This window comes from Planosporangium mesophilum, from assembly GCF_016863255.1.
Taxonomy (GTDB): Bacteria; Actinomycetota; Actinomycetes; order Mycobacteriales; family Micromonosporaceae; genus Planosporangium; species Planosporangium mesophilum.
Window position 1 is genome coordinate 57745 of the sequence record NZ_BOON01000022.1, and the last position, 24760, is coordinate 82504.

General features: G+C 71.6%; 15 protein-coding genes. 7 read left to right on the forward strand and 8 right to left on the reverse strand.

Annotated features, from left to right (window positions below):
- Nucleotide 1 precedes the first annotated feature (1 nt).
- From glgX to lon, 8 genes are all read right to left on the reverse strand, one after another.
- Entirely contained in the window at nucleotides 2-2119 is a 2118-nt protein-coding gene (gene glgX / locus Pme01_RS12455; protein WP_168115546.1) for a glycogen debranching protein GlgX, read from the reverse strand.
- 187 nt (nucleotides 2120-2306) lie between these two features.
- Nucleotides 2307-4391, reverse strand: coding sequence for a glycoside hydrolase family 65 protein (locus Pme01_RS12460; protein ID WP_168115545.1), 2085 nt, complete (start codon nucleotides 4389-4391; stop codon nucleotides 2307-2309).
- Nucleotides 4388-6712: a glycoside hydrolase family 31 protein gene (locus Pme01_RS12465; protein WP_168115544.1), complete on the reverse strand. Its 2325-nt coding sequence runs from the start codon at nucleotides 6710-6712 to the stop codon at nucleotides 4388-4390. The genes Pme01_RS12460 and Pme01_RS12465 overlap by 4 nt, the downstream gene beginning before the upstream one ends.
- Before the next feature lie 8 nt (nucleotides 6713-6720).
- Nucleotides 6721-7677: a TIGR03557 family F420-dependent LLM class oxidoreductase gene (locus tag Pme01_RS12470; protein ID WP_168115543.1), complete on the reverse strand. Its 957-nt coding sequence runs from the start codon at nucleotides 7675-7677 to the stop codon at nucleotides 6721-6723.
- A 91-nt stretch (nucleotides 7678-7768) separates the two neighbouring features.
- Nucleotides 7769-9403, reverse strand: a complete 1635-nt coding sequence (locus tag Pme01_RS12475) for a methyl-accepting chemotaxis protein (RefSeq protein WP_168115542.1) — start codon at nucleotides 9401-9403, stop codon at nucleotides 7769-7771.
- A gap of 249 nt (nucleotides 9404-9652) precedes the next feature.
- Entirely contained in the window at nucleotides 9653-9973 is a 321-nt protein-coding gene (locus tag Pme01_RS12480) for a hypothetical protein (protein WP_168115541.1), read from the reverse strand.
- A gap of 363 nt (nucleotides 9974-10336) precedes the next feature.
- Complete coding sequence (locus Pme01_RS12485) at nucleotides 10337-11878, reverse strand: sensor domain-containing diguanylate cyclase (RefSeq protein ID WP_168115540.1); 1542 nt, start codon at nucleotides 11876-11878, stop codon at nucleotides 10337-10339.
- A 155-nt stretch (nucleotides 11879-12033) separates the two neighbouring features.
- Nucleotides 12034-14352, reverse strand: a complete 2319-nt coding sequence (lon, locus tag Pme01_RS12490; RefSeq protein ID WP_168115539.1) for an endopeptidase La — start codon at nucleotides 14350-14352, stop codon at nucleotides 12034-12036.
- A 323-nt stretch (nucleotides 14353-14675) separates the two neighbouring features.
- Between lon and Pme01_RS12495 the strand changes: the two genes are divergently transcribed.
- The 7 genes from Pme01_RS12495 to Pme01_RS12525 form a co-directional block, all read left to right on the forward strand.
- Nucleotides 14676-16049 carry an APC family permease gene (locus Pme01_RS12495; protein WP_168115538.1) on the forward strand — a complete coding sequence of 458 codons (1374 nt, stop codon included), beginning with the start codon at nucleotides 14676-14678 and terminating at the stop codon, nucleotides 16047-16049.
- Nucleotides 16050-16152: 103 nt separating this feature from the next.
- Nucleotides 16153-18354 carry a TRAP transporter permease gene (locus tag Pme01_RS12500; RefSeq protein ID WP_168115537.1) on the forward strand — a complete coding sequence of 734 codons (2202 nt, stop codon included), beginning with the start codon at nucleotides 16153-16155 and terminating at the stop codon, nucleotides 18352-18354.
- A 44-nt stretch (nucleotides 18355-18398) separates the two neighbouring features.
- A complete protein-coding gene (locus Pme01_RS12505) occupies nucleotides 18399-19373 on the forward strand; it encodes a TAXI family TRAP transporter solute-binding subunit (RefSeq protein ID WP_239088190.1) in 975 nt (324 codons plus the stop codon).
- A gap of 57 nt (nucleotides 19374-19430) precedes the next feature.
- Nucleotides 19431-22046, forward strand: coding sequence for a sensor histidine kinase (locus tag Pme01_RS12510; RefSeq protein ID WP_168115535.1), 2616 nt, complete (start codon nucleotides 19431-19433; stop codon nucleotides 22044-22046).
- Between the two features lie 5 nt (nucleotides 22047-22051).
- A complete protein-coding gene (locus tag Pme01_RS12515) occupies nucleotides 22052-22450 on the forward strand; it encodes a roadblock/LC7 domain-containing protein (RefSeq protein WP_203935578.1) in 399 nt (132 codons plus the stop codon).
- Nucleotide 22451: 1 nt separating this feature from the next.
- A complete protein-coding gene (locus tag Pme01_RS12520) occupies nucleotides 22452-23435 on the forward strand; it encodes a TAXI family TRAP transporter solute-binding subunit (RefSeq protein WP_239088191.1) in 984 nt (327 codons plus the stop codon).
- A gap of 194 nt (nucleotides 23436-23629) precedes the next feature.
- A partial coding sequence (locus tag Pme01_RS12525) for a methyl-accepting chemotaxis protein (RefSeq protein WP_203935579.1) occupies nucleotides 23630-24760 on the forward strand: 1131 nt, incomplete at its 3' end.

Here is a 24760-nt window from a genome sequence, read left to right on the forward strand (position 1 = left end):
CTCAGGCCGCCCGCTTCAGCACGATGAACGACCGGTCGCGCACGTGCAGCTTCCCGCCGGCCTCGACCGTCTGCGATGACTTCACGTACTCGCTGGGGAACTCGCCGGTGTCGATGACCAGTTCCCACTTCTGCCCGAACTCGGCGGGTGGCAGCACGAACTCCAGCCAGTCGTGGTGGGCGTTGAAACAGAGGATGAACGAGTCATCGACCAGTCGCTCGCCGCGCGGGCCCGTCTCCTTGATGCCCTCGCCGTTGACGAAGAGCATGACCGAGCGGCCGAAGTCGGTGTCCCAGTCCTCCTCGGCCATCTCCCGCGCGTCGGGGGTGAACCAGCCCAGGTCCGGGATCGGCGTACCGCTGACCCGGCGCACCGGGCGGCCGGTGAAGAACCGGCGGCGGCGGAAGACCGGGTGCTTGGCCCGGAACTCGATCAGGGTCCGGGTGAACTTGAGCATCTGCTCGTCGGCGTTCGCCCAGTCCACCCAGCTCAGCTCGCTGTCCTGGCAGTACACGTTGTTGTTGCCCCGCTGGGTGCGGCCGAGCTCGTCACCGTGCCCGATCAGCGGCACGCCCTGTGACAGCAGCACGGTGGCGAGCAGGTTGCGCCGCTGCCGGCCCCGCAGTGCGAGGATGTCCGGGTCGTCGGTGGGCCCCTCGGCGCCGCAGTTCCAGGATCGGTTGTGGCCCTCGCCGTCGCGGTTGTCCTCGCCGTTGTCCTCGTTGTGCTTCTCGTTGTACGAGACCAGGTCGGTCAGGGTGAAACCGTCGTGGACGGTGACGAAGTTGACGCTGGCGAGCGGTCGCCGCCCGTCGTCGGCGTACAGGTCGGCCGAGCCCGAGATTCGGCTGGCGAACTCGCCGAGGGTGGCGGGCTCGCCGCGCCAGAAGTCGCGTACGGTGTCGCGGAACTTGCCGTTCCACTCCGTCCACAGTGGTGGGAAGTTGCCGACCTGGTAGCCGCCGGGGCCGACGTCCCACGGCTCGGCGATCAGCTTGACGTTGCCGACGACCGGGTCCTGCTGTACCACCTCGAAGAACGTCGAGAGCCGGTCGACCTCGTAGAACTCGCGGGCGAGGGTGGCGGCGAGGTCGAAGCGGAAGCCGTCGACGTGCATCTCCTGCACCCAGTACCGCAGCGAGTCCATGATCAACTGGAGCGTGTGCGGGCTGCGCACGTTGAGGCTGTTGCCGCAGCCGGTGTAGTCCATGTAGTACTGCGGGTCGTCGTCGACGAGCCGGTAGTACGAGGGGTTGTCGATGCCGCGGAAGCTCAGCGTGGGACCGAGGTGGTTGCCCTCGGCGGTGTGGTTGTAGACGACGTCGAGGATGACCTCGATGCCGGCCTCGTGCAGCGCCTTCACCATCGCCCGGAACTCCTGCACCTGCTGCCCGCCGTGACCCATGGACGAGTACGCGTAGTGCGGCGCGAAGTACCCGATCGTGTTGTAGCCCCAGTAGTTGGAGAGGTTCCGGTCGGCGAGGTGGTGGTCGTTGACGAACTGGTGCACCGGCATCAGTTCGATCGCGGTGACCCCCAGCGTCGTGAGGTGCTCGATCATGGCCGGGTGCGCGATGCCGGCGTACGTACCGCGCAGGTCCTCCGGGATCTCCGGGTGCTGGAAGGTCAGCCCCTTGACGTGCGCCTCGTAGAAGACGGTCTCGTGGTACGGGGTCCGCGGCGGCCGGTCGTTGCCCCAGTCGAAGTACGGGTTGACGACGACCGCCTTGGGCATGAACGGCGCGGAGTCGGTCTCCGACATGCGCTCCGGATCGTCGAACTCGTACGCGTAGACCGCCGGGTCCCAGTCGATGTCACCGTCGATCGCCTTCGCGTACGGGTCGATCAGCAGCTTGTGCGGGTTGCAGCGCAGCCCCCGCGCGGGGTCGTACGGCCCGTGTATCCGGTAGCCGTAGCGCTGCCCGGGCTCGATGCCCGGCAGGTAGGCGTGCCACACGAAACCGTCGACCTCGGTGAGGTCGACGCGGGTCTCGGTGCCGTCGGGGTCGAACAGGCAGAGCTCCACCCGGTCGGCGGTCTCGGAATAGAGCGCGAAGTTCGTCCCCGCGCCGTCGTAGCTGGCGCCCAGTGGGTACCGAGTTCCCGGCCACACCTGCATCTGTCCGCTCCTGCCTGGTGTCCTACGGCCCGCCACGTGTGCCGGCTGTCGGCTCCGTTTGCCCTATGGCGGTCCGCCGTAATCATGAGCCGAGACACATGATCGGATGAGGCAGGCGGGGCCAAACGGACTATATCCGCCATTACCGGATGATCGACAATCTTGGGATCCCGGCCGACTCCCATGATCACGGAGGAGAGTGGGGCACCAGGCGGGCGTGGTCGTCGCCGTGTTCACCCGTGAGGGTCGTCGGCTCGCGCCGGGCCCAGAGGCGCTCGACGTGCACGCCGTCCCAGCCGCGTGGCATCCGGACCGGCCGCTCGCACCACGACTCCGGGGGGCCGTCGCGCAGCCGCACCCCGGTCAGGCCGTACACACAGGCCGTCAGAAATCCGCCCAGGTTGGCGGTGAAGGGGCCGGCGACCGGCTGGTCGGGGTACACCTTCGGGCTGAACTCGGTGGTGATCCGGAAGGGCTCGACGACGAAGTCGGCGTAGCCGCGTTCGAACAGTTCCCGGGCGGCGTCGCGGTCGTCGATCCGTGCCGCGTACACGCCCAGCATCGACGACAGCATCGGTGCCCCCGCGTACCGGTGGGCGAACCGGAGGTAGTACGAAAGCGTCCGGCGCTCGGTCTCGGGGTCGACGTCGAACCCGAGCGGGAACAGCCCGGCCGGCGCCTCCGGCGTCTCGCCCTTCTCCTCGTCGGGGTCGTAGTCGTCGTGGTTGAGGATGATCCCGTTGTCCCGGTCGATCGGTAGCACGACCTCGGCGGCCAGGCGCTCCCAGGCGTCCGGCTCGCCGCGCCCCAGGGCGCGGCCGAGCGCCGCCGCCTCGCGGAGCGCGACGATGGCGGCCATGTTGACGAAGGCGTTGTTGTTCACCGTCGTGTTCGTCTGCGCGACGCCGTTGACGTAGCGGATCTCGTAGCCGCGTTCGGTCCGTTCGAGCCGGTCGTCCAGCCACTCGGCCACCCCGGACAGGACCGGCCAGGCCCGCTCGCGGGCGAACTCGGAGTCGCCGGAGGCGTGCAGGAACCGGGCGAACGCGACGGCGACGTCCATGCTGACGTGGTGCTCGACGGCGGCGGCCGGGGCGTCCACCGGCGCGGCCTCCTGGCCGTGGCGCAGGCTGCTCTCCCACGGGAACTGCACGCCGCCCCGGCCGACCGCGGCGGCGTTGCTGCGAGCGCCGGGCAGGCGGGTTCGCCGGAAGTTCAACAGGGCGCGGGCGGCCTCCGGGTAGGTGACGGTCAGCAGGGGCAGGGCGAACATCTCGATGTCCCACATGATGTGGCCCCGGTAGTAGTGGTAGTTCGGCCAGTAGGCCAGCCCGAACAGCGAGGTGCTGCTGGGCGAGGAGGGGTGCGCCGACGTGTGCAGGTAGAAGTACGCCGCGTCGGCGAGGGCCTGCCAGCGGGTCGGCGCGCCGACCAGGACGACCCGGCCCTTCCACAGTTCGCGCCAGGCGGCCCGGTTGTCCGCGCGCAGGCCGTCGAATCCGCGCAGCCGGGCGCCCTGAAGCATCCGGACCGCGTGGATGTGGGGCTCGTCGTGCAGCGCCTGGGGGAGGAGGCTGACCATCCGCCGCAGCCGGTAGCGGCGGCCGGCCTCGGCCCGGAACGAGTACGTGGTGCTCAGCGGCCCGATCCGGCTGCGGTCGAAGATCCGGTCGAACTCGTCCGTCCCGTTCAGCGTCGTCACGTAGGCGACCCCGCACGTGCTCAGGCCGCCGAAGCTGCGCCAGCGCAGCAGGCCGTCGACCGGCTGGGACGCCAGCGTGCCACCCGGGTCGACCTCGCGATCGACCCAGCTGCCGGGCAGGCCGCGAGTGTCGATGACCGCCGCGATCGTCAGGTCGCAGTCCCGGTCGACCCGTAGATCGATCTCCTGGAGCACCAGGGTCGGCTGGGTGCGGCTGCAGAAGTCCAGGATGTCGACCTCGGCGCGTGCGTGCTCACCTTCGAAGGTGAAGTGACCGGACAGCTCACCGCAGGAGAAGTCGTACCGGTACTCACCCAGCCGGAAGCGTTCCGGGCTGGCAGACAGCGTCACTCCGTCGACGCTCAGGTCCCCGCCCAGGGGATAGGGGGCGCGGGCGAACGCCTCCACCTCGTTGGCCGGGTCCAGGCCCTCGAACCCGCTGAGGACGGACACCCCGTTGGACATCGGTATCTTGCCGACGCGCATGCCCACCACGCCGTTGGAGAGGTACGCGGGCAGGTACCGCGGGTGCCACTCGGTGACCGGGTCCGGGCTGATCACATCGGTCATGGGGACAGCTCCCAGTCTCCCGGATCCTCGTCGAGAACCCGTTCCGGCCGGCCGGGCACCTCGACCCGGACCGCGCGCCGGGCCGGTGCGAAGTCTCCGTCGCGGCGCGCGGTCACGGTCCCGCCCCGGTAGGCGTACCGGGTGGTGGCCGAGGGGCCGGTGACGCCGACCCCGTCGTCCTCGTACAGCACGCCCTCGGCCGCGTTGTCGGCGTCCGGGAACACCCGCAGGGTCAGGGGATCGAGGGGGCCCTCGTCGACCCACCGCCGCACCGGGCCGAACGGGATGACGGCGCCGCCCCGGGCATAGACCGGGAGCTCGCCCTCCAGCGGCGCGTCGGCCAGCACGGAGGCGCGGCCGTCGGCCGCCGCGCCGGTGCGCAGGTCGTACCAGCGCCCCTCGGGCAGGTACACCTCCCGGGTCCGGCGGCCCGGCCGCAGCACCGGCGCGACCATCAGATCACGGCCGAGCAGGGCCTGGTCGTCGCGCAGCCGGGCGGACTCGTCGTCGCCGTAGTGGTACAGCAGCGGCCGCAGCACCGGCGCCCCGGTCCGGGACGCGTCGGCGAAGACCGTGTACAGGTACGGCAGCAGCCGGTAGCGCAGTTCGAGGGCGCGACGGCACACCGCCTCGATCCGCTCGCCCCACACCCACGGCTCCTGGTCGGAGCAGCCCTTGGCGTTGTGGGCACGTGCCAGCGGGTAGAACGCGCCGAGCTGGTACCAGCGGGCGAGCAGTTCCGGGCCGGCGTCGGCGTAGAAGCCGCCGATGTCGGCACCGGCGAACGCGGCGCCGCACAGCCCCAGGGTCAGCAGCTGCGGCAGGGACAGCTCCAGCTCTTCCCAGTAGCTGGCGTTGTCGCCGGTCCAGGTCGCCGCATCGCGTTGCAGGCCGGCGAAGCCCGCCCGGCTGAGCAGGAACGGTCGCTCCCCAGGGCGGTGCCGGATGATCGCACCGCGCGTCGCGACGTTCTCGGCGTTCGCGTAGACGTTGTGCACCTCGGCGTGCGTCGTCCGCTCGTCCGGCGGCCCGTGCGGGGTGTCCGGGGGTGGGTCAACGGGGCGCGCCCCGGGCTCGTAGATCGGCCGGTCCCGCATGGACGGCTCGTTCATGTCGTTGACGAAGCTGTGGATCCCGGTCGCGAGTAGTTCGTCGTGCAGGTGCCCCCACCAGTCGCGCACGTCGGGACGCAGGAAGTCGGGAAAGGCGCACAGTCCCGGCCACACGTACCGCAGCAGTAGGCGGCCGCCGCTGTCGGACAGGAAGTACCCGCGCTCGGCCCCCTCGGTGAACGGGCGGTAGCCGCCCTCGGGCTGGTACTTGATGCCGACGTCGACGAGCAGCACCGTCTGAAGACCCTGTGCGGCGAGGTCGCGGACCAGCCCGGCCGGGTCGGGGAAGCGTTTGCGGTCCCAGGTGAAGTTCCGGTACTCGTCGAGGGCCTCGATGTCGAGGTACACGGCGTCGGCCGGGATGCCGTCGGCCCGCAGCCGGGCGGCCACCTCCCGGATCTGTTTCTCGGTCTCGTAGCCCCAGCGGCTGTGGTGGTAGCCGAGCGCCCACCGGGGCGGCAGCGGCATCCGGCCGGTCACCGACGTGTAGCGCCCGACGACGTCGCCGGGGTGCGGCCCGGCGATCACGTACTGGTCCAGCTCACCGCCGTCGCACGCGATGACCAGGCGCTCGCCGCGCTCATCGGTCAGGTCGAAGACGGAACGGTACGTGTTGTTCAGGTACAGCCCGTGGCACCGGCCCGCTTCGTCCATCGCCAGGTAGAACGGGATTGACTTGTACAGCTCGTCGGTACCGGGGCAGTGGCCGGAGAACCGGTCGGTGTTCCAGAAGGTGTGCCGTCGGCCGCGCTTGTCCAGCGGCCCGGTGCGTTCGCCGAGGCCGAAGTAGTGCTGGTCGGCGGGCATCCGTCTGGTCCAGGTCAACGCGCTGCCGTCGGGGTCCCAGGCCGGTCCGCCGTCGGGGCCGTCGCTCAGCAGAACCCGCCCGGTCGCCGGGTCGAGGACCGTCACCCGGCCGGCCGCCGGCTCCAGGCGTACGGTCAGCCCGGTCGAGCCGATCTCGACGGCGCCGTCGGCCGTGGTCGTACCGCTGACCGGTGGCTCGTCGAAGTCGTCGTCCGGCGGTACCGGTGACCAGGAGCGGCGGGGAGCGAAAGCACCGCTCGGGGCGAAGCGGATCCGGGCGATGCCGGGGGTCAGCAGCGTGACGGACACGGCCGGACCGCCGTAGTCGGCGAAGAGGGTACGGCCGATCCTGCGATGCTCGCGCATCGTGCCGGGTCGGGCGGGGGTTTGCTCGGCGGCCACGCGTACTCCTACCGGAGTTCGGGCAGGATCTCGCGTTCGTAGAAGCGGAAGAAGCCCTCCTGATCGGGCCCGACCTGATCGACGTGCACGTGGTCGAAGCCCGCCTCGACGCACGTGCGGATGCCGTCGAGGTGCCGGCCCGGGTCCGGGCCGCAGACGACGACCTCCGCGATCTGGTCCTCGGTGACGGCGGCGGTGGCCTGCTCGAAGTGCTTCGGCGTCGGCAGCAGCGTGGTGACCTCGCCCTGCAGAGCCACGGTGGGTACGGTCTCGCGGGCGGTGCGGCGGGCCTCGGTCTCGTCGGCGGCCCAGCACACGTTGAACTGCACGAAGCGTGGTTTGTCGCCGCCGCCGGCCGCCCGGAACTCGGCGACGACCTCGTGGTCCGGCGTGAAGTTGATCAGCCCGTCGCCGATCCGGCCGGCGAGGTCGGCCGCGCGCCTGCCGGCCGCCGCGACGATGATCGGCGGCGTCGCGTCGGGGCGCGAGTACACCCGGGCGTTCTCCACGGTGAAGAACTCACCGTAGTGGCGTACCAGGTCGCCCGACCACAGCTGGCGGATGACATCGACGGCCTCCTCGAGCATCTCGGCGCGGACCTCGTGGGAGGGGAAGTGGTCACCGGTGATGTGCTCGTTGAGCGCTTCACCGGTGCCGACGCCGAGCAGGAACCGGCCGGGCATCATCTCCGCGACCGTCGCGGCCGCCTGGGCGATGATCGCCGGGTGGTAGCGCATCGTCGGGCAGGTGACCCCGGTACCCACGGTCAGGCGCGCGGTCTCGCGCGCGATGCCGCCCAGGACCGACCAGACGAAGGTGCTCTCACCCTGCTCGTCGATCCACGGGTGGTAGTGGTCGGAGATCATCGCGTACTCGAAGCCGGCCTCCTCGGCTCGGCGCGCGTACGCGACCAGATCGTTCGCCGGGTGCTCCTCGCTCGACAGCGCGTAGCCGATATGCACCATGCGCCAAACTCCCTCGGCGTGGTGGTACAGAGAGGGTCCTGGTCACCTACCCGGCTGGCCGGGGGCAAACCAGGACCCTCTGGGTCGTACCTCAGTAGCGGAACACCTGCACCAGGCCGTTGAGCTTGGTCGACAGCTTCGACAGGTCGTCGGCGGCCTCCCGGCTGGCGCGGGCGCTGTCGGCGGTGGCGTCGGCGACCTCGGCCACCGCACCGACGCCGCGCGTCACCTCGCCGCTGCCCTTGGCCGCGTCGGTGATAGCGCGGGTCATCTCGTTGGTCGTCGCTGACTGCTCCTCCACCGCCGAGGCGATGGTGGTGCTGAACTCGCTGATCTGCTCGATGACCTCGCGGATGCGCCCGACCGCGGTGGCCGCCCCGCTGCTGCTGTTCTGGATGGCGGTGATGCGGGCCGTGATGTCCTCGGTGGCCTTCGCGGTGGCCAGGGCGAGGTCCTTGACCTCGCTGGCCACGACCGCGAAGCCCTTACCTGCGTCACCGGCGCGGGCCGCCTCGATGGTGGCGTTGAGGGCGAGCAGGTTGGTCTGCTCGGCGATCGAGGTGATCAACTTGACGACGTCGCCGATCTCGGCGCTCGCCGCGCCCAGCTCCCTGATCTGACCGTTGGTGGACTCGGCGATCTCCATCGACTCCCGGGTGACGTCGGCGGCCTTCGTCGCGTTGCCGGCGATCTCCTTGATGGACGCCGACATCTGCTCGGCGCCGGCCATCACGGTCTGCACGCCGCCGTTGACCTGGTCGGCCGCCGCGGCCGCGCTGGTGGCCTTCGCCGAGGCGTCCGCGGCGCCGCTGCTGAGCTGGGAGCTGACGGCGGAGAGCTCCTGCGCGGCCGAGGCCAGCCCGTTGGCCGTGTCGGCAAGCTCCCCGACGGTCGAGCGCACCGACCCGATCGCGGTGTCGAGGTCACGGCTCATCCGGCCGAACTCGTCCGTGCTGGTCAGCCCGGCGGACGCGGTGAGGTCGCGGCGGGCCAGGTCACCCAGGGCCGCCGAGACCCGGCGCAGGTTGCCGACGATCGTGCCGACGATCAGCAGCGCGACGCCGAGGGCGATGACCAGCCCGGCCACCAGTACGGTGATCATGGTTGTGCGCGCCGACTTGTAGGCCGCTTCGCCGAGAAGAAGGCGCCGCCGGGCGTCCGCGTCCTCCGCCTTTGTGATCTCCTCGACGGTGGCCGTGGCCTTGTTGCCCGCGGGGACCAGCATCGAGTCGCGGACGCTGTCCAGCGCCGCGCCGTCGTTGCGCAGCGCGGCAGGCATCCAGCGCTCGTCGCGCAGCTTCTGGTACGCGGCCCAGTCCTCGCGCAACTGACTCACCAGCTGCGGGGAGACCGCGTCGGACGCGTACACCTCGATGGCTGCGGCGAACGCCGCGTCGTCCTTCTTGAGCGCCTCCACCATCCTCTGCTTGCCGGCCGGCTGTGCGATGGCGTACGCGTTGACCACGTCGAGGCGGGTCTGCTTCATGATGTCGGCGACCTTGGCGATGTTGCGCACCGGCACCAGCCCGCCGTTGTAGAGCGTGTGGGCGTCGTCGTTCATGACGCCCAGGCGAGTGATCCCGACCGATCCGACGGCGACGGCCACGACGGCCATCACGCCGACCGCGCCCAGGATCTTGGTACGCAGGCTCAGGTCACCGAGTACGCGGGAGACGACGTTCGGCCGAGGGGCTGTGGCCGGGCCGCTGTGGGTGGTGCTGGTCATTCGTCCCGCCTTCTCCGGCATTGTGCTGTCCGTTCGCACCGCGTCTCTGTCACGGCGGCCGACGAAACAGTCATCGGGGGAGCGGGACGTCCCCTTAGTTCTATTTGGGAATAAAGCGTTTCTTTTGGGGTGCGGGTACGGCAACGGCCCGGCCGTCACGGTCTCGCTGTCGAAACCGGACGCCGGGCCGTTGCTGTTCGGCTCTTTACCGCTTGGTCGTTGTCGTTCTGGTCGTCGTCTTTTGGCTCTTCAGGCGGCGGCCGCCGTGACGAGGTCGCGGACGGCGACCAGTCGCCTGTGGGTGGCCAGCCGGATCGCGTGAGCCTGCCCGCACATGACCATCACCGGATCGTCGGAGGCGGCGGCGGTGGCGACCAGTCGCTCGACGGCGGCCGAGTCGTTCTCCTGGCCGGTCAGTCCGGCGCGCTGCAGCAACTCGGTCCAGGCGCCCTGCGCTCCACCGGTGTACACCCGGTACACCGTGGTTCGCACGTCGTCCACCGTGGGCCGCGAGAAGCCGTAAGCCACCGCGTCCGCGCCGGACGGGTGGGTGACGAGATCGATCGACATGGCAGACCCCCGTAGTTGCCGCTGGTTCCTGGTCAGGTACAAAACGTAGCGGCGCGCGTGCACTGTGTGCAACGGTGCGCGGGGTGCATCACTGCGCGCGATGCACCGCGCGGGGAAAATGCCCGCCCGGTGTCCACCTGCTCGCCGATGAGGGCGACCGGCGGGATGACGTCTGGCGGCAATGCATCGCCCGGTGCTGACACATACCGGGCCGGCCGCGCCGACCGGATCGGCTGATTTCCATCCGGGCCGGCGCCGGGCTCGTCGCGGTGCGCACCACGGTCGCCCACCCGGCGGGGAACACGCTGCGTCAGACGGTCGTCAAGACCTACCGGCCGGCCTGACCGGACGGCCCGGAGTGGATCACGCCGCGTCGGCGCGGTACTTCACCGCGTCGGCGCGGCTCGCCGCCTTGGCGCGGTACATCGCCTCGTCGGCGCGGTGCAGCACCTCGTTGGTCGTGAGCTCGGGGTCGCTGATGCCGACGGCGCCGACACTGGCGGTGACGTGGACGTCGCCGACCTCCACGACGGCGGCCCGCCGCAGCCGTCCGGTCCAGGCGGCCAGCGCCGCCGGCGTGGGTGGCAGCATCCCGGCGACGACGAATTCGTCGCCGGCCAGCCGGCCGTACAGGTCGCCGGTACGCCCGGTGGTACCGAGCGACGAGGCGAGCCGGCGCAGTACCTCGTCGCCGATCGAGTGCCCGTGGGAATCGTTGACGTGCTTGAACCGGTCGACGTCGACGAAGGCCACGGCGAGCTGCTCGACGTCCGGGTGCAGTTCGAGCAGCGCGGTGGCGAGCCAGCTCTGGATTCCGGCGCGGTTGAGCAGGCCGGTGAGCGGGTCGCGTTCGGCGAGTTCGCGCAGCTTGCTCATCCGCTCCTCCAACGCGGCCATCCGGGCCAGTTCGGCGCTGCGGGCGGCCTCGCGCGCCAGTTGATCAGCGATGAGGCGGGCGAACATCTCCATGGAGGCCACGTGGCGAGGGTCGACCTCCTTCGACTTACCACTGGCCCCGCACAGCGTCCCGACCACGGCGCCGTGCGCGTCGAGGACGGGGACGGTGAGGTACGTGACGATGCCGAGGGCGCGGGCGACCTGCGACTCGCCCCAGATCTCGGGGACGTTGCTGGTCAGCGGCCGCCCCTGCTCGATGGCTCGCCGACAGAGCGTGTCCGACCAGGGGGCGCTGATGCCCTCCGGGATGTTCATCTCACCGGGGTTGGCGTTGAGCGAGTACGTGACCCGCTGCTCCTCGGCCTCCCAGTCGACGAACGAGAAGAACGCCGTGTCGAGGTGCGTGACCTGCCGGATCAGCTCCAGCAGTGGCCGGGTCAGCCCTTCGAGGTCCTGCCCGCCCGCCACGGCGCTCGACAGTCGGCTCAGGTCCACGGGTGCGGTCTGCGGATCGGCGGCGGCCGGACCGGTGAGCAGCTCTCCGATGTACGCGCTGAGGGCGCGCAGGGTCTCCGTGTCACGCTCGTTCAAGCTCTCGCGCGCGGTCCGGGACGCACAGCACAGTGTTCCGACGATCCGCGCCCCGGAGTACAGGGGTACGCCGGCGTGGGCGCCGATGCCCAGTCGGGCGGCGGGATGGGCGGATATGACCGGATGCGTGGTCGCGTCGGGGACCAGCGGCTCCAGCGCGCCGGTGGCGATCAGATGGCACAGGGTCTCCTCGACCGGCTGGGTCATGCCGACGGGTACGGTCAGGCTGCCCGGCACGCTCGCGGAGTGGGTGACGACGCGCTGACCGTCGTGGAACTCGCCGACGAAGGCGACCTCCATCCTCAGCTCCTCGAGGAGCACCTCGAGTGCGCGTGTGATCTGCTCGGATGCGGTGCCGCCCGCCCCGCGGAGCAGCCCGAGCAGTGTGTTCCGTCCGATCGCCTGGTCATGGCCCATACGCGGCTATCGGCATTATCTGCACTGAGTGAAGGAATGCGTCGTGACGTGCTGGGTCACACCGTCACGCCGGCACAGTGGACGGCGGTACGGCGGTACGGCGGTACGGCGGTACGGTGGGCCGTCCGGGCTCCGGACGGCCCACCGCGCGTGTCTCAGGCCGCGACGGCGGTGGCCGCCTCGCCGGCCGGGCGCAGCGCCAGCGCCAGCACGTCGGTGACGTCGCTGAGCGGGTGGATGGTGAGGGCCTCCCGCACCTCGGCCGGTACCTCGTCGAGGTCCGGTGCGTTGCGCGCCGGGATGATCACCTCGGTGAGCCCGGCCCGGGCTGCTGCGAGCAGCTTCTGCTTGACCCCGCCGATGGGCAGTACCCGACCCGACAGCGTCACCTCGCCGGTCATGCCCACCTCCGGGCGTACCGGACGCCCGGTGACCAGCGAGGCGAGCGCGGTCACCATCGTGATACCCGCGCTCGGGCCGTCCTTGGGGACGGCGCCCGCCGGCACGTGGACGTGGAGGCGGCGACCGCCCAGCGCGGTCGGGTCGATGCCCAGCTCGGTGGCGTGCGAGCGCAGGTACGACAGGGCGATCTGGGCCGACTCCTTCATCACATCGCCGAGCTGCCCGGTCAGGGTCAGACCAGGCTCGCCATCCATGACGGTGGCCTCGATGAACAGCACGTCCCCGCCGGTACCGGTGACGGCCAGCCCGGTCGCGACGCCGGGTACGGCCGTGCGCTCCGCCGACTCCGGGGTGAACCGGGGCCGGCCGAGGTACGCCCGAAGATCGGCGGCGTCGACGCGGATCGTCGACTCGTCGGAGGCCAGCTTGACGGCGGCCTTGCGCAGGATCCGGGTCAGCGCCCGCTCCAGCTGCCGTACGCCCGCCTCCCGGGTGTACTCGGTGGCGATCCGGCGCAGCACCTCGTCGTCGACGCTCACCTCGTCGTCGGTCAGGCCGGCGCGCTCGAGCTGGCGGGGGAGCAGGTGGTCGCGGGCGATGGCGACCTTCTCCGCCTCGGTGTACCCGTCGAGCGTCACCACGTCCATGCGGTCCAGCAGCGGGCCGGGCACGGTGTCGGCGACGTTCGCGGTGGACAGGAACAGCACGTCCGACAGGTCGAGGTCGACCTCCAGGTAGTGGTCGCGGAACGTGTGGTTCTGGGCCGGGTCGAGCACCTCCAGCAGCGCGGCGGCCGGGTCGCCCGCGTAGCCGGCCGACAGCTTGTCGACCTCGTCCAGCAGGACGACCGGGTTCATCGAGCCGGACTCACGGATCGCGCGCACGATGCGGCCGGGCAGCGCGCCGACGTAGGTACGCCGATGGCCGCGGATCTCCGCCTCGTCGCGGACGCCGCCCAGCGACACCCGGACGAACTTTCGGCCCAGCGCACGCGCGACGGACTCGCCGAGGCTGGTCTTGCCCACGCCGGGCGGGCCGACGAGGGCCAGCACCGCCCCGGAACCGCGTCCACCGACCACATGCAGGCCGCGGGCGGCCCGGCGGTTGCGCACCGCCAGGTACTCCAGGATCCGGTCCTTGACGTCGTCGAGGCCGGCGTGGTCGGCGTCGAGCACCGCCCGCGCCGCGTCCAGGTCGGTGTTGTCCTCGGTACGGGTGTTCCACGGCAGTTCGAGCACGGTGTCCAGCCAGGTACGGATCCAGCCGGCCTCCGGCGTGGCGTCGCTCGCCCGCTCCAGCTTGCCGACCTCACGCAGTGCCGCCTCGCGTACCTTCTCCGGAAGGTCGGCGGCCTCGACGCGGGACCGGTAGTCGCCGGCGCCGTCCGGCTCCTCCTCGCCCAGCTCCTTGCGGATCGCGGCGAGCTGCTGGCGCAGCAGGAACTCGCGCTGGCTCTTCTCCATGCCCTCGCGGACGTCCTCGCTGATCCGCTCGGCCACCTCGAGCTCGGCGACGTGCTGGCGGATCCAGTCGACGAGCAGGGTCAGTCGCGTGTCGACGTCGGCCGCGGCGAGCACCTCGGCCTTCTGGGCGACCGACAGCCAGGGGGAGTAGCCGGCGGAGTCGGCGATCTCGGCCGGGTCGTCCATCCGCTCGACGGCGTCGATCACCTGCCAGGCGCCGCGGCGCTGGAGGACCGAGGTGACCAGCGTCTTGTACTCGCGGGCCAGCTCCCGGGTCCGGCCGGTGGGCGCCGCCTCGTCGAACGGGGTGGTCTCGACCCACAGCGCGGCACCGGGGCCTGCCACGCCGGAGCCGATGTGGGCGCGGGCGAGGCCGCGGATCACGGCGGCGCGCTCGCCGCTGGCCAGCCGGCCGACCTTGTCGATCACGGCGGTCGTACCGACGGGGCCGTACTCGCCATCCAGCCGGGGCACGGCGATCAGGGTGTCGTCACCCGACGCGCGGGCCGCGTCGACGGCGGCCTGGGTGGCGGCGTCCAAGGTGACGGGGATGACCATGCCGGGCAGCAGGACCGCGTCGACAAGGGGCAACACCGGAAGGGTAGCCACATCACACCTCTGTAATCACGTAATCATGAGTGTGTTCGACTCAAGTCTGGTGGGCGCAAGAGTGTTCCCGTTGTGACGCGAGTCACAGCCTTCTCGCCTTCGCGGACCATTCCTGGGAGCGTGCCCGATTGCGATCGGGATCGATTGATACGGGGCCCGCGGACGGGCCGGGCACGGTATCGTGTCCGGAGCTAGAAGATCACTGACGTACGGAATCCGGGCTTTCGTGCCGCTTTTCTTCGGTCGCGGCGGGGGGACACGGCGCGGCCTCGGGTGGCCCAGGGGCGGGGTGTCGATGAGTGTCCGGATGAGTGCGGTGCCCCATGGCTGACCTGTCCACGGTGCCCGGCTGGGCCGCGGTCGCCCGCCACCGCCGCATCCACCGGCTCGGCCTCCTTCAGGGCACGGCGCTCTTCGTCGGCGCCGTACTCGGCCCGGGCGTGCTCGCGCTGCCCAAGCTCGCCGCGGCAGCGGCCGGTCCGGCGTCGCTGGTCACGTGGGCCGCCCTGCTCGCGTTGAGCGTGCCCGTGTCGCTCACCTTCGCCGCCCTCGGCGCCCGCTTCCCCGACAACGGCGGGGTCGCGAGGTTCGCCGGCTCCGCGTTCGGGCGGCACACCGCGGCGGCGGTCGGGTGGTGGTTCTTCCTCGCCGTCACGATCGGCGTACCGGCCGGCGCTTTGATCGGCGGCGAGTACGTGGCGGTCGCCCTCGGGCTCGGCCCGCAGGCGACCGCGCAGGTCGCGTGCGGGCTGGTGGTCGCCGCGCTGGTGGCCAACTACACCGGCCTGCGACTGTCCGGCTGGGTGCAACTGCTCCTGCTGGTGCTCCTGGTCGGGCTGCTCGTCGCGGCGGTGGTGGCCGCCGTCCCGTACGTGGAGCGGGACAACTTCACGCCGTTCACCCCGTACGGCTGGACCGGCGTCGCCAGCGCGGCCGGGGTGCTGTTCTTCGCCTTCGCCGGCTGGGAGGCCGCGAGCCACCTGTCGGCGGAGTTCTCCGACCCGCGCCGGCACCTGCCCTGGGCGACCGTGCTGACCCTGATCGTGGTCGGGGTGCTCTACCTCGGGCTGGCCGTCACCACGATCGGCGTGCTCGGTGGCCGGGCGGCCTCCTCGCCGGTGCCGCTCACCCTGCTGCTGGAGAAGGGGATCGGGGGAGCGGCCCGTACGATCACCGCCGCCGCGGCCGTCTTCCTCACCTTCGGGGCGATCAACACGTACATCGCCGGCGGGGCCAGGCTCGGGTCGGCGCTCGCCCGCCACCGCGCGCTCCCGCGGGCACTGGCCAAGGGCGGTGCCGCGGGGGAGGTGCCCCGCCGCAGCCTTACCCTGCTGGCCGTCCTGACCGGCCTGGCCACCGCGGCGACGGTGGGGTTCCGGATCGACCTGGACACGCTCCTGCGCGCGACCTCGGCCTGCCTGGCCGCCGTCACCATCGTCGGCACCGCCGCCGCGGTACGGATCCTCCCGCCGCGCAGCGCCGGTCGCCGGACGGCGGTGGTGGCGACCCTGTTCGCCGCGGTGGTGCTCGCCTCGTTCGGGATCTACCTGTTCGTCCCGGCCTTCATCGGCCTGGTGGCGGTCATGTTCAGGGGCTCGTCGCGGCGCACGGTGGTTCCGGCCGCCATCGCGAGCGAGCCGGCGCACGCGGCCACCTCCCTCGAACGGCGGCCGTCGCCGCAGGGGTCACCCGTCTGATCGACGTCCAATCGCGACTCGACGGGCGGTTACGCACAGTACGCGGGATACCAGGAATTTCACTTTTCGCGTATCGTCCGCTGCCGTGGAGCGGAGTCGATCGATGGATGGTCCCGGCGGCACGGACCCGGCCGGATCGGGCCGGACGGACGAGCCCGCGCCTTCGTCCACATCGGACGACAGGACCACTTCCGGGGACGGTACGACCACGGCCGAGACCGTACCGGCGGCGTCCGACACGACCCTGGCCACCACCGCCGGCCGTGCGCTGACCCCCGAGGCGGCCGCCCAGCTCGCCGCGCAGTTCGAGGAGGAGAAGCCGGGACGGGTTCTGACCGGCCGGCTCGCGACGCTGGTCAGCGGCGTCGCGGTGGCCGTCGGGCTGCTCGTGCTCTGGCAACTGTTCCGGCCACTGGCCCAGGGCAGCCAGTACTATCTGATCCTCTTTCTCGCCGGCGTGCTGCCGCTGGTGTTCCTCTCGTACGACGCCGGAATCCGCCTGCGTCGCATGAAGCCGCGCACCGACCGGCCGACCCCGCTGGACTGGGTGCTGGCCGTCGCTGCGTTGGTGGTCTCCCTCTACCCGGTGCTGCCGATCCCGCTCGCCGGGGCGGGCGGCGGGTACAACGCCTTCCTCAACCGCCAGGGGCTGCTCGACCCGGTCGACGTCGTGATGGGCGCGGTGCTGCTGGTACTCGTCCTGGAAGCCTGCCGGCGCACCACCGGCTGGGTGCTGCCGGGCGTCTGCGTGCTGTTCCTCGGGTACGCCTACTACGGCGGCTTCCTGCCGCAGGGCTGGTCGATCGCGCACGCCGGCCTGGACTTCAGCCAGATCGTGGACGCGCTCTACAACTCCGCCAGTGGTTTCTACGGCACGCCGCTCGACGTGGCGGCCACCTACATCGTGCTGTTCACCATCTACGGCGCGGTGCTGGACCTCTCCGGCGCCGGCGCGTTCTTCGTCGACCTGTCGGTGGCCGCCTTCCGCCGGTCGCGCGGTGCGGCCGGGCGCACCGCGGTCGCCGCGGGCTTCCTGCTCGGCACGGTCTCCGGATCGGGCGCCGCGACCACCGTCAGCGTCGGTGCCGTGACCTGGCCGATCCTGCGCCGGGCGGGCTATCCGGCGGAGCGCGCGGGTGGCATGCTCGCCGCGTCCGGGGTCGGCGCGATCCTGTCGCCGCCGACGCTCGGCGCCGCGGCGTTCATCATCGCCGAGTACCTCAACGTCTCGTACCTGAAGGTGCTGATCTGGGCGACCGGGCCCACGCTCCTGTACTACCTGGGCATCCTGCTCGCGGTGGAGATCGACGCCCGGCGCTTCGGGGTCCGCGGCGTCACCGTCGAGACGCGCTCGCCGTGGGCGCTGCTGGCCCGGTTCGGCTACCACTTCAGCTCGCTCATCGTGATCGTCGTCTTCCTGGCGCTCGGGCAGTCCGCGACCCGCGCGGTGGTGTACGCGACGCTGCTCGCCGCCGTGCTGTCCTATCTGGACCGCCGGTACCGGCTGACACCGCAGCGGTTGCTCCAGTCGCTCGCCGTCGGCATCCGGGGCGTGCTGCCGGTCGCCGCGGTCTGCGCGGCCGCCGGCGTCATCACCGCGGTCACCACCAAGACCGGCCTGGGCCCGCAGACGGCGGCGCTGCTGGTCGACGGCGCCAGGGCGGTGTCCGACAACGCCACCGTGGTGGCGACGCTGACGGCCATCCTCGCCGCGGTGGCCCTCACCCTGCTGGGGCTGGCGGTGCCGGTCACCGCCTCGTTCATCATCGGCTGGGTGGTCGTCGGCCCGGCGCTGATCCACCTCGGCGTCAGCCTGCCCGAGGCGGCCATGTTCGTCTTCTACTTCGCCGTCCTCTCCGAGGCGACCCCGCCGACGGCGCTCGCGGCGGTCGCGGCCGCGGCGGTGACCGGTGGCCGGATCATCCCGACCATGTGGCAGACCCTGCGGTACGCGCTGCCGGCCTACCTCGTGCCGCTGGCGTTCGTGCTCACGCCGGCCGGCGAGGGGCTGCTCGGCCGGGGAGGAGTCGGCCAGGTCGCGTTCGCGCTCGCGGCCTCCGCGCTCGGGGTGGCGGCGCTCGCCGTCGCCGCGGGCGGCTGGCTGCTCGGCGTCGGCCCGGCCGGCGTGGTCGAGCGGGTCCTCGCGGCGGCCGCCGGGGTGGCCCTGCTCTGGCTCGATCCGGTCACCACCGCCGTCGGCGCCGTGCTGGCCGTCGTGGTCGTCGCAGCCTGCCTGGTCCGTCGCCGGACGGCGACACCCGCGGCGCCGGGCGCGGCGGTTACATCGAGGGAGGAGCTCAGTTGAGATCTACCACGGGACGGCTCGTCATCGGTACGACCGTGCTGGCCGTGACCATCGCCGGCGGTGCCGGCTGCGGTGGTCGTCGCAGCGCCGGAGGTGGGGACACCGGGAGCGGTGCCATCACCTGCACGGTCGACAAGGACACCCGGCTCTCCATCGCGACCGGGAACGCCACCGGCGTGTACTACGCGCTGGGTAACGCGTACGCGTTGCAGCTGAAGGCCAACACCGGGAACAAGGTGCAGGCGACGGCCGCCGAGACCGGCGCCTCCGTGCAGAACATCCAGCAGCTCGTCGCCGGCGAGTACCAGATCGCCTTCTCGCTCTTCGACACCGCGACCGACGCGGTGCAGGGCAAGGCCTCCTTCGAGGGCAAGAAGCAGCCGGTACGGGCATTGGCCCGCATTTACGACAACTACACGCATGTGGTCGTGCGAGCCGATGCGGGCATCAACTCCGTAGCGGATATGAAAGGCAAACGTATCTCCACGGGGTCCCCGAAATCGGGCACCGAAGTGATCGCGCAGCGTTTGTTGAAGGCTGCCGGCGTCGATCCCGACAAGGACATCACGCCCCAACGGCTCGATCTCACCAAGACCATTGACGGTATGAAGGATGGCACCATCGACGGTTTGGTCTGGTCCGGTGGCCTTCCGACCCCTGCTGTCACCGATCTCTTTACCACCATGGGCAGCAAGGTTAAGTTCATCGAGGTCACCCCGTTGCTGCCGAAGCTGCGCGAGAGCAACGAGGCATACCAGGACGGGTCAATTCCGGCGGCGACCTACCGGACGGCCACTGACATTCCGACCATTGTGGTCCCTAACGTGTTGCTGGTTAAGGAGGACCTGGACGCCAACGTCGCCTGCGTACTGGCAAAGACCTTGTTCGACAAGCGTGACGATCTGGTCAAGGCCAACGCGGCGGCGAAGGGAATCAGTTTGGAGACGGCGCGAAAGACTGACCCTGTCCCGCTGCACCGAGGCGCCAAGGAAGCGCTTGACCGACTCGGCGCCAAGTAGCACTTGACCCGGCTGCCGGTCCGCGCAAGCGGATCCGGCAGCCCGCGCAGGAGAGCAATGGCGATCGCGACTACCCCCCAGCCACGACCCCCGGCCGGCCAGGTCCGCTCCCTGGCCGCCGACCCGACGATCGCCGGCCACCGCAGGGGCGGGCGTACGGGCGGTCCTCCCCGGCTGTGGTCGGTGCGTACCCAACTGCTCGCCCCGATCCTCGTCGCCATGCTGGGCCTGGGGATCCTCGGTACGGTACAGACCTCCGCCGCGGTCGACAGCGCCCGCGACGCCGCGCGCGCACAGGTCGTCGCCTCCACGGCGACGGCGACGGTCCGGCTCACCCACGAAATGGAGCGGGAGCTGGCCGAGACGATCGCCCTCCGGCAGCGGGGCGGACGCGCCGGCGAGCAGCTCGTCACCGCGCAGCGCACCCGGACCGACCAGGCGCTCGGGCGGTACCGCGCGGCCCGGGTGGCCGCCGCGGATACCGTCCCCGCGCTCGAGGGCCGGTTGAACGCCGCCGACGTCCAGTTGGACAAGCTCGACGCGGCCCGGTCGCAGAGCAACGCGGGCACCCTGCTGGGCGGCCAGAGCGACCAGACGTTCCGGGACATCGCGAGCGCCCTGCTCGCCGTCGCAGACGCCCTGCCGCTCCAGATCCGCGACCCCGGGCTGGCGTCCGCGGCGCGGGGGATCGCCGCGCTCGCCGCCGTCGAGCATTTCCACGCCCTCGAGCGGGACCTGCTCCGGGTCGTGTTCAGCCGCGGCACGTTGCCGGGCGCCGACCTGCTCACGCTGGCCAGGCTGGAGTCGGCCCGGCAGGAGCGGGAGGCCGAGTTCGAACGGGTGGCCGACGCCGCCGCCCGCGAGCGCTACGACACCACCGTGACCGGTCCCGACGTCGAGAGGGCGGCGCAGCGGCGGGCCGCGGTGCTCGGCAGCGAACCCGGCGCGGTGCGGGCCGACACCGACAGCTGGTACGTGGCGCAGAGCGGCACGATCCGGAAGGTCAACCAGGTCGGGCTGAGCCTCTCCGACGAGCTGGACCGGCGCGCCTCCGACATCTCCACCTCGGCCACCAGCCGGGCCTGGCTCACCGCGCTCGGCACCATCGGCCTGGGGCTGGGCGCGCTGGCCGCCGCGGCGATCCTGGCGGTGCGTACCAGTCGCCGGCTGCGCCGGCTGCGCGCCGCGGCGCTGACGGTCGCCCGTACCGAGCTGCCCGACACCATCGCCAAGGTGATGGCGGGCGCTTCGGTCGAGCAGACCGTCGGCGGCGACTCGCAGGCCGCCGCCATCACCCGCCGCATCGCGGCCAGCGAGGACGAGGTCGGCCAGGTGGCCGACGCGTTCTCGTCGGTCCACCACACCGCGATGCGGCTCGCCAGCGACCAGGCCGAGCTGCACGTCGACGTGGCCCGGATGGCGGAGGTCTTCGCCCGCCGCATCCGTACCCTCATCACCCGCCAGCTACGGCTACTGGACGAGTTCGAGCGCGAGGAGACCGACCCGGCGGCCCTGTCGCGCTTCTTCGCGCTCGACCACATCGCCGCGCGCCTGCGCCGCAACGGCGAGAACCTGCTCGTGCTCGCCGGTGGCGAGCCGGGCCGGCCGGCCACCGGGGCGTTCCCCCTGGCCGCCGTCGTCACCGCCGCGGCGTCCGAGATCGAGGACTTCGAGCGGGTCGAGGCGCAGTCGATGGACGCGGCGGTCGCCGGTCCGGTCGTCGGCGACCTGGTCCACCTGCTCGCCGAGCTGCTGGAGAACGCAGCCCGGTACTCGCCGCCGGACGCGCCGGTACGGGTCGACGCCCGGCACACCGTCGACGGCGTGGTGATCCGGGTGCACGACAGCGGGATCGGCCTGTCCGAGGCGCGGCTGGCGGAGGTCAACGGGCGGCTGGCCGAGCGGTCCGCCCGGCTGTCCAGCGCCGCGGCCGGCACCATGGGGCTCTACGTGGTGGCGCACCTGGCGGCCCGGCACGGGATCAAGGTGCGGCTGCACGCCACCGCCAGCGGCACCGTCGCGTACGTGCTGCTGCCGCTGTCCGTACTGGCGCCGGTGAAGTCGGTACGCGGCGCGACGGCCGAGTCTGCCCCGGCCGAGCCCGTCCTGGAAGGGCCCGGTGCGAGGCTGGCCCGGATCACCGCCGCGGCGGTGACCACCTGGTTCCGCGACCAGCAGGACGCCGACGTGGTGGCCGTTCCCGCCGACGCGGGGATGCCGCGGGTGGGTACCGGCGACGCTCCGGCGCCGGCACTCCCGGCACTCCCGGCGCTGCCGGCCCCGACACTGCCGGCCCCGACACTGCCGGCCCCGACACTGCCGGCCCCGACACTGCCGGCTCAGGCCGCGCCGCTCGTCACGGCGTCCGCCGCCGCACCGACCGCAGGGCCGCCGTCCGTCGATCCGGGGTGGCACACCGGACCACCCGGCGTCGTACCCCCACAGGAGGACACAGTGGACACGACCCCGCCCCGGGAAACACCCGGGGCGCTGCCGCGGCGCCGTCCCGGAGCCCAGTTCTCCGGTGATGTGCCGCCGGCCAGGACCGCACCGGCGCGCTCGCCGTCCGTCGACCCCGAGGTCGTACGGACCCGGCTGTCGGCGCTGGCGGAAGGCGTGTCGGCCGCTCACCGTCACACCAACCAATCACCCACTGCCGCGAAGGATCGATGATCTCCATGCAACAACAACAGACCGCCGGGCTCGACTGGTTGCTGGTGAACTTCGCGCGACAGGTACCGGACGTGGCCCACGCCGTGGTCGTCTCCGACGACGGGCTGCGCCTGGCGACCTCGGCCGACCTTCCGATCGACATGGCCGACCAGCTCTCCGCGGTGATCAGCGGGCTGGCCAGCCTGTGCTCCGGTACCGCCCGCCTGATGTCGGCGGGGAACGTCCGCCAGACGATCGTCGACATGGACGGTGGCGTGATGCTGGTCATGACGGTCGGCAACCGGGCGCTGATCGGGGTGCTGGCGGCGCCCGGCTGCGACCTGGGACAGGTCGGGTACGAGACCGCGATGCTCGTGCACCGGGTGGCGGATGCGCTCGAGCCGGCCGCCCGCGAGGACGGCTGACGTGAGGGCGCGCCGAGTCGTCCTCGCGCTCGTCGCGGTGCTGGGGCTGGCCGGCTGCGCGAACGCCGCTGCCGCGCCCGAACGCTGGCACAACGGCCGGCTCTACCTCGGCACCGGCAACACCAGCGGCGTGTTCTACCAGTTCGGCGGTGGCTACGCCGACCTGGCCAGCAAGTACCTGCCCGGCGGGTACGAGGTGAGCCCGGAGCCCACCGCCGCGTCCGGCGACAACGTGATCCGGTTGACCGGCGGGGACGTGGAGATCGCCCTGGTCAACGGGGACACCGCTGCCGAGGCGGTGGCCGCCCGCGGACCGGGCGCGGTACGCGGGGCCGAGGCCGGCAAGCAGCGGCCGATCCGGGCGCTGGCCCGGCTGTACCCGAACACGATGAACGTGGCGGTCCGCAGCGACGCGAAGATCCGCACCCTGGCCGACATGCGCGGCAAGCGGGTCTCCACCAGTACGTTGAACTCCGGCACCGATGTCGTCGCCGGTCGGATGCTGGAGGCCTCGGGGCTCAACCCCGAGACTGATCTCCAGCGGCTGCGGCTGTCGCTGCCCGACACCGTGAGCGGGATGAAGGCCGGCGTCATCGACGCGTTGTTCTTCATCGGCGGCCTGCCCACGAACGGCATCACCGAGCTGCTCGACAGCGCGCCCGGGAGATTCGAGCTGCTGCCGACACCGGGCCTGGTCGGGCCGCTGAACGCGAAGTTCGGGCCGGTGTACTCCAGCGTGACCATCCCCAAGCAGGTCTACCGGACCCCGGTCGACGTCGAGAGCATCGCGGTGCCCACGCTGCTGCTGGTGACCGCCGACATGCCGGACGAACTGGCGTACCAGTTGACCAAGGTGCTCTTCGAGCACCAGGCGGAGCTGGCGAAGGTACACCCGGAGGGTGCCAACTTCGACCGGGTCAACGGTCCGGACACCGAGCCGATCCCGCTGCACCCCGGCGCGAAGCGCTTCTACGAGAGCGGATGACCGGGACGGCGGACCGGGGCGGTACTCCCGGTGACTTCACCCGGTTGCGTCAGCAGATCACCTAAATCCGGCCCAACGGGTGCCGACTGTCACGAAGTGCCGCCCGGTGTCACGCCGAGGGTGCGGATATGCCGTGTCCGACGCCGACAGAGGCGAGCGGACGAAGGCGCGCTTGGCTTGACGAGGGAGCGGAAATGGCCGAGGGAGTTGTCAGGAACGGTGCCGGATGGCGCGGGCTGGGGGGCCGGCTGGTGGCCGGGTTCCTCGCCGTCGGCGCGTTGATGGTGGTGCTGGCGATGATGAACCTTGCGCAGCAGTCTCAGCTGAGTGGCCGGGCGGACGCGATGGCGGTGCGTGACCTGGCGCCGCTCAGCGACCTGCGTCAGGTGCAGACCTTCCAGACCGCCTATTCCAAGGCCAGCCTGCTGTCCGAGTCGCTCAAGGACCCGGCCAGCGTCAAGGCCGCGCTGGATCGCAAGCAGGTCGCCAAGGACCAGATCGGCCCGGCGCTGGACAAGCTCAAGGCGGACTCGCCCGCCGAGTTCCGCAGCGACGTCGACGACCTGGCCACCGCCTGGAACACGTACGTGACCACGCACGCGGCGCGCATGGCGGCCACCGCGGCCAACGCGCCGAACGCGGCCGACCTCGACAAACAAACCTCCGCGCTCAGCGCTGCCAACGACAAGAAGGTCGCTGCGTTCGCCGACCGGCTGCTCGTGGACGCCAACGCGCAGCGCAAGCAGATGGCGGCCCTGCGTAGTTCGTCGCGTACGGTCACCATCCTCGTTCTGGTCGTCGGCCTCGCCGTGGCGGTCTTCCTCGGTACCTGGATCGCCCGGACCGTCCGGCGCCCCATCGAGGCGATGGTCACCGCGCTCAACAAGGTCGCGGCCGGTGACCTGGGCGCCGAGATTCCGGTCCGGCGCAACGACGAGGTCGGCCGGATGGCTGACGCCGTCCGCTCGGCGCTGGCCGAGGTACGTGGCGTCGTGTCCCGGACGGCCGAGTCGGCGGCCAAGCTGTCCTCGGCGTCGCAGGGGCTGAGCCGGACGAGCCAGCAGATCGCCGCGTCCGCGGGGGAGGCGTCCAACCGGGCCTCCGAGATCTCCGGCACCGCCGACCAGGTCTCCACCAGCATCCACACCGTGGCGGCCGGGGCCGAGCAGATGGGCGCGTCGATCCACGAGGTGGCGCAGAGCGCCAGCGACGCCTCCCGCGTCGGCGCCGACGCCGTGGCCGCCGCTCAGGCGACCAACAGCACCATCGCCAAGCTCGGCGAGTCGTCGGCGGAGATCGGCAACGTCATCAAGGTGATCACGTCG

What these genes read in the sequence shown, in the direction of transcription:
- glgX (WP_168115546.1), bottom strand. Translation starts at nt 2,119, where the DNA reads ATGCAGGTGTGGCCGGGAACTCGGTACCCACTGGGCGCCAGCTACGAC.
- Pme01_RS12460 (WP_168115545.1), bottom strand. Translation starts at nt 4,391, where the DNA reads ATGACCGATGTGATCAGCCCGGACCCGGTCACCGAGTGGCACCCGCGG.
- Pme01_RS12470 (WP_168115543.1), bottom strand. Translation starts at nt 7,677, where the DNA reads ATGGTGCATATCGGCTACGCGCTGTCGAGCGAGGAGCACCCGGCGAAC.
- Pme01_RS12475 (WP_168115542.1), bottom strand. Translation starts at nt 9,403, where the DNA reads ATGACCAGCACCACCCACAGCGGCCCGGCCACAGCCCCTCGGCCGAAC.
- Pme01_RS12480 (WP_168115541.1), bottom strand. Translation starts at nt 9,973, where the DNA reads ATGTCGATCGATCTCGTCACCCACCCGTCCGGCGCGGACGCGGTGGCT.
- Pme01_RS12485 (WP_168115540.1), bottom strand. Translation starts at nt 11,878, where the DNA reads ATGGGCCATGACCAGGCGATCGGACGGAACACACTGCTCGGGCTGCTC.
- Pme01_RS12495 (WP_168115538.1), top strand. Translation starts at nt 14,676, where the DNA reads ATGGCTGACCTGTCCACGGTGCCCGGCTGGGCCGCGGTCGCCCGCCAC.
- Pme01_RS12500 (WP_168115537.1), top strand. Translation starts at nt 16,153, where the DNA reads ATGGATGGTCCCGGCGGCACGGACCCGGCCGGATCGGGCCGGACGGAC.
- Pme01_RS12510 (WP_168115535.1), top strand. Translation starts at nt 19,431, where the DNA reads ATGGCGATCGCGACTACCCCCCAGCCACGACCCCCGGCCGGCCAGGTC.
- Pme01_RS12515 (WP_203935578.1), top strand. Translation starts at nt 22,052, where the DNA reads ATGCAACAACAACAGACCGCCGGGCTCGACTGGTTGCTGGTGAACTTC.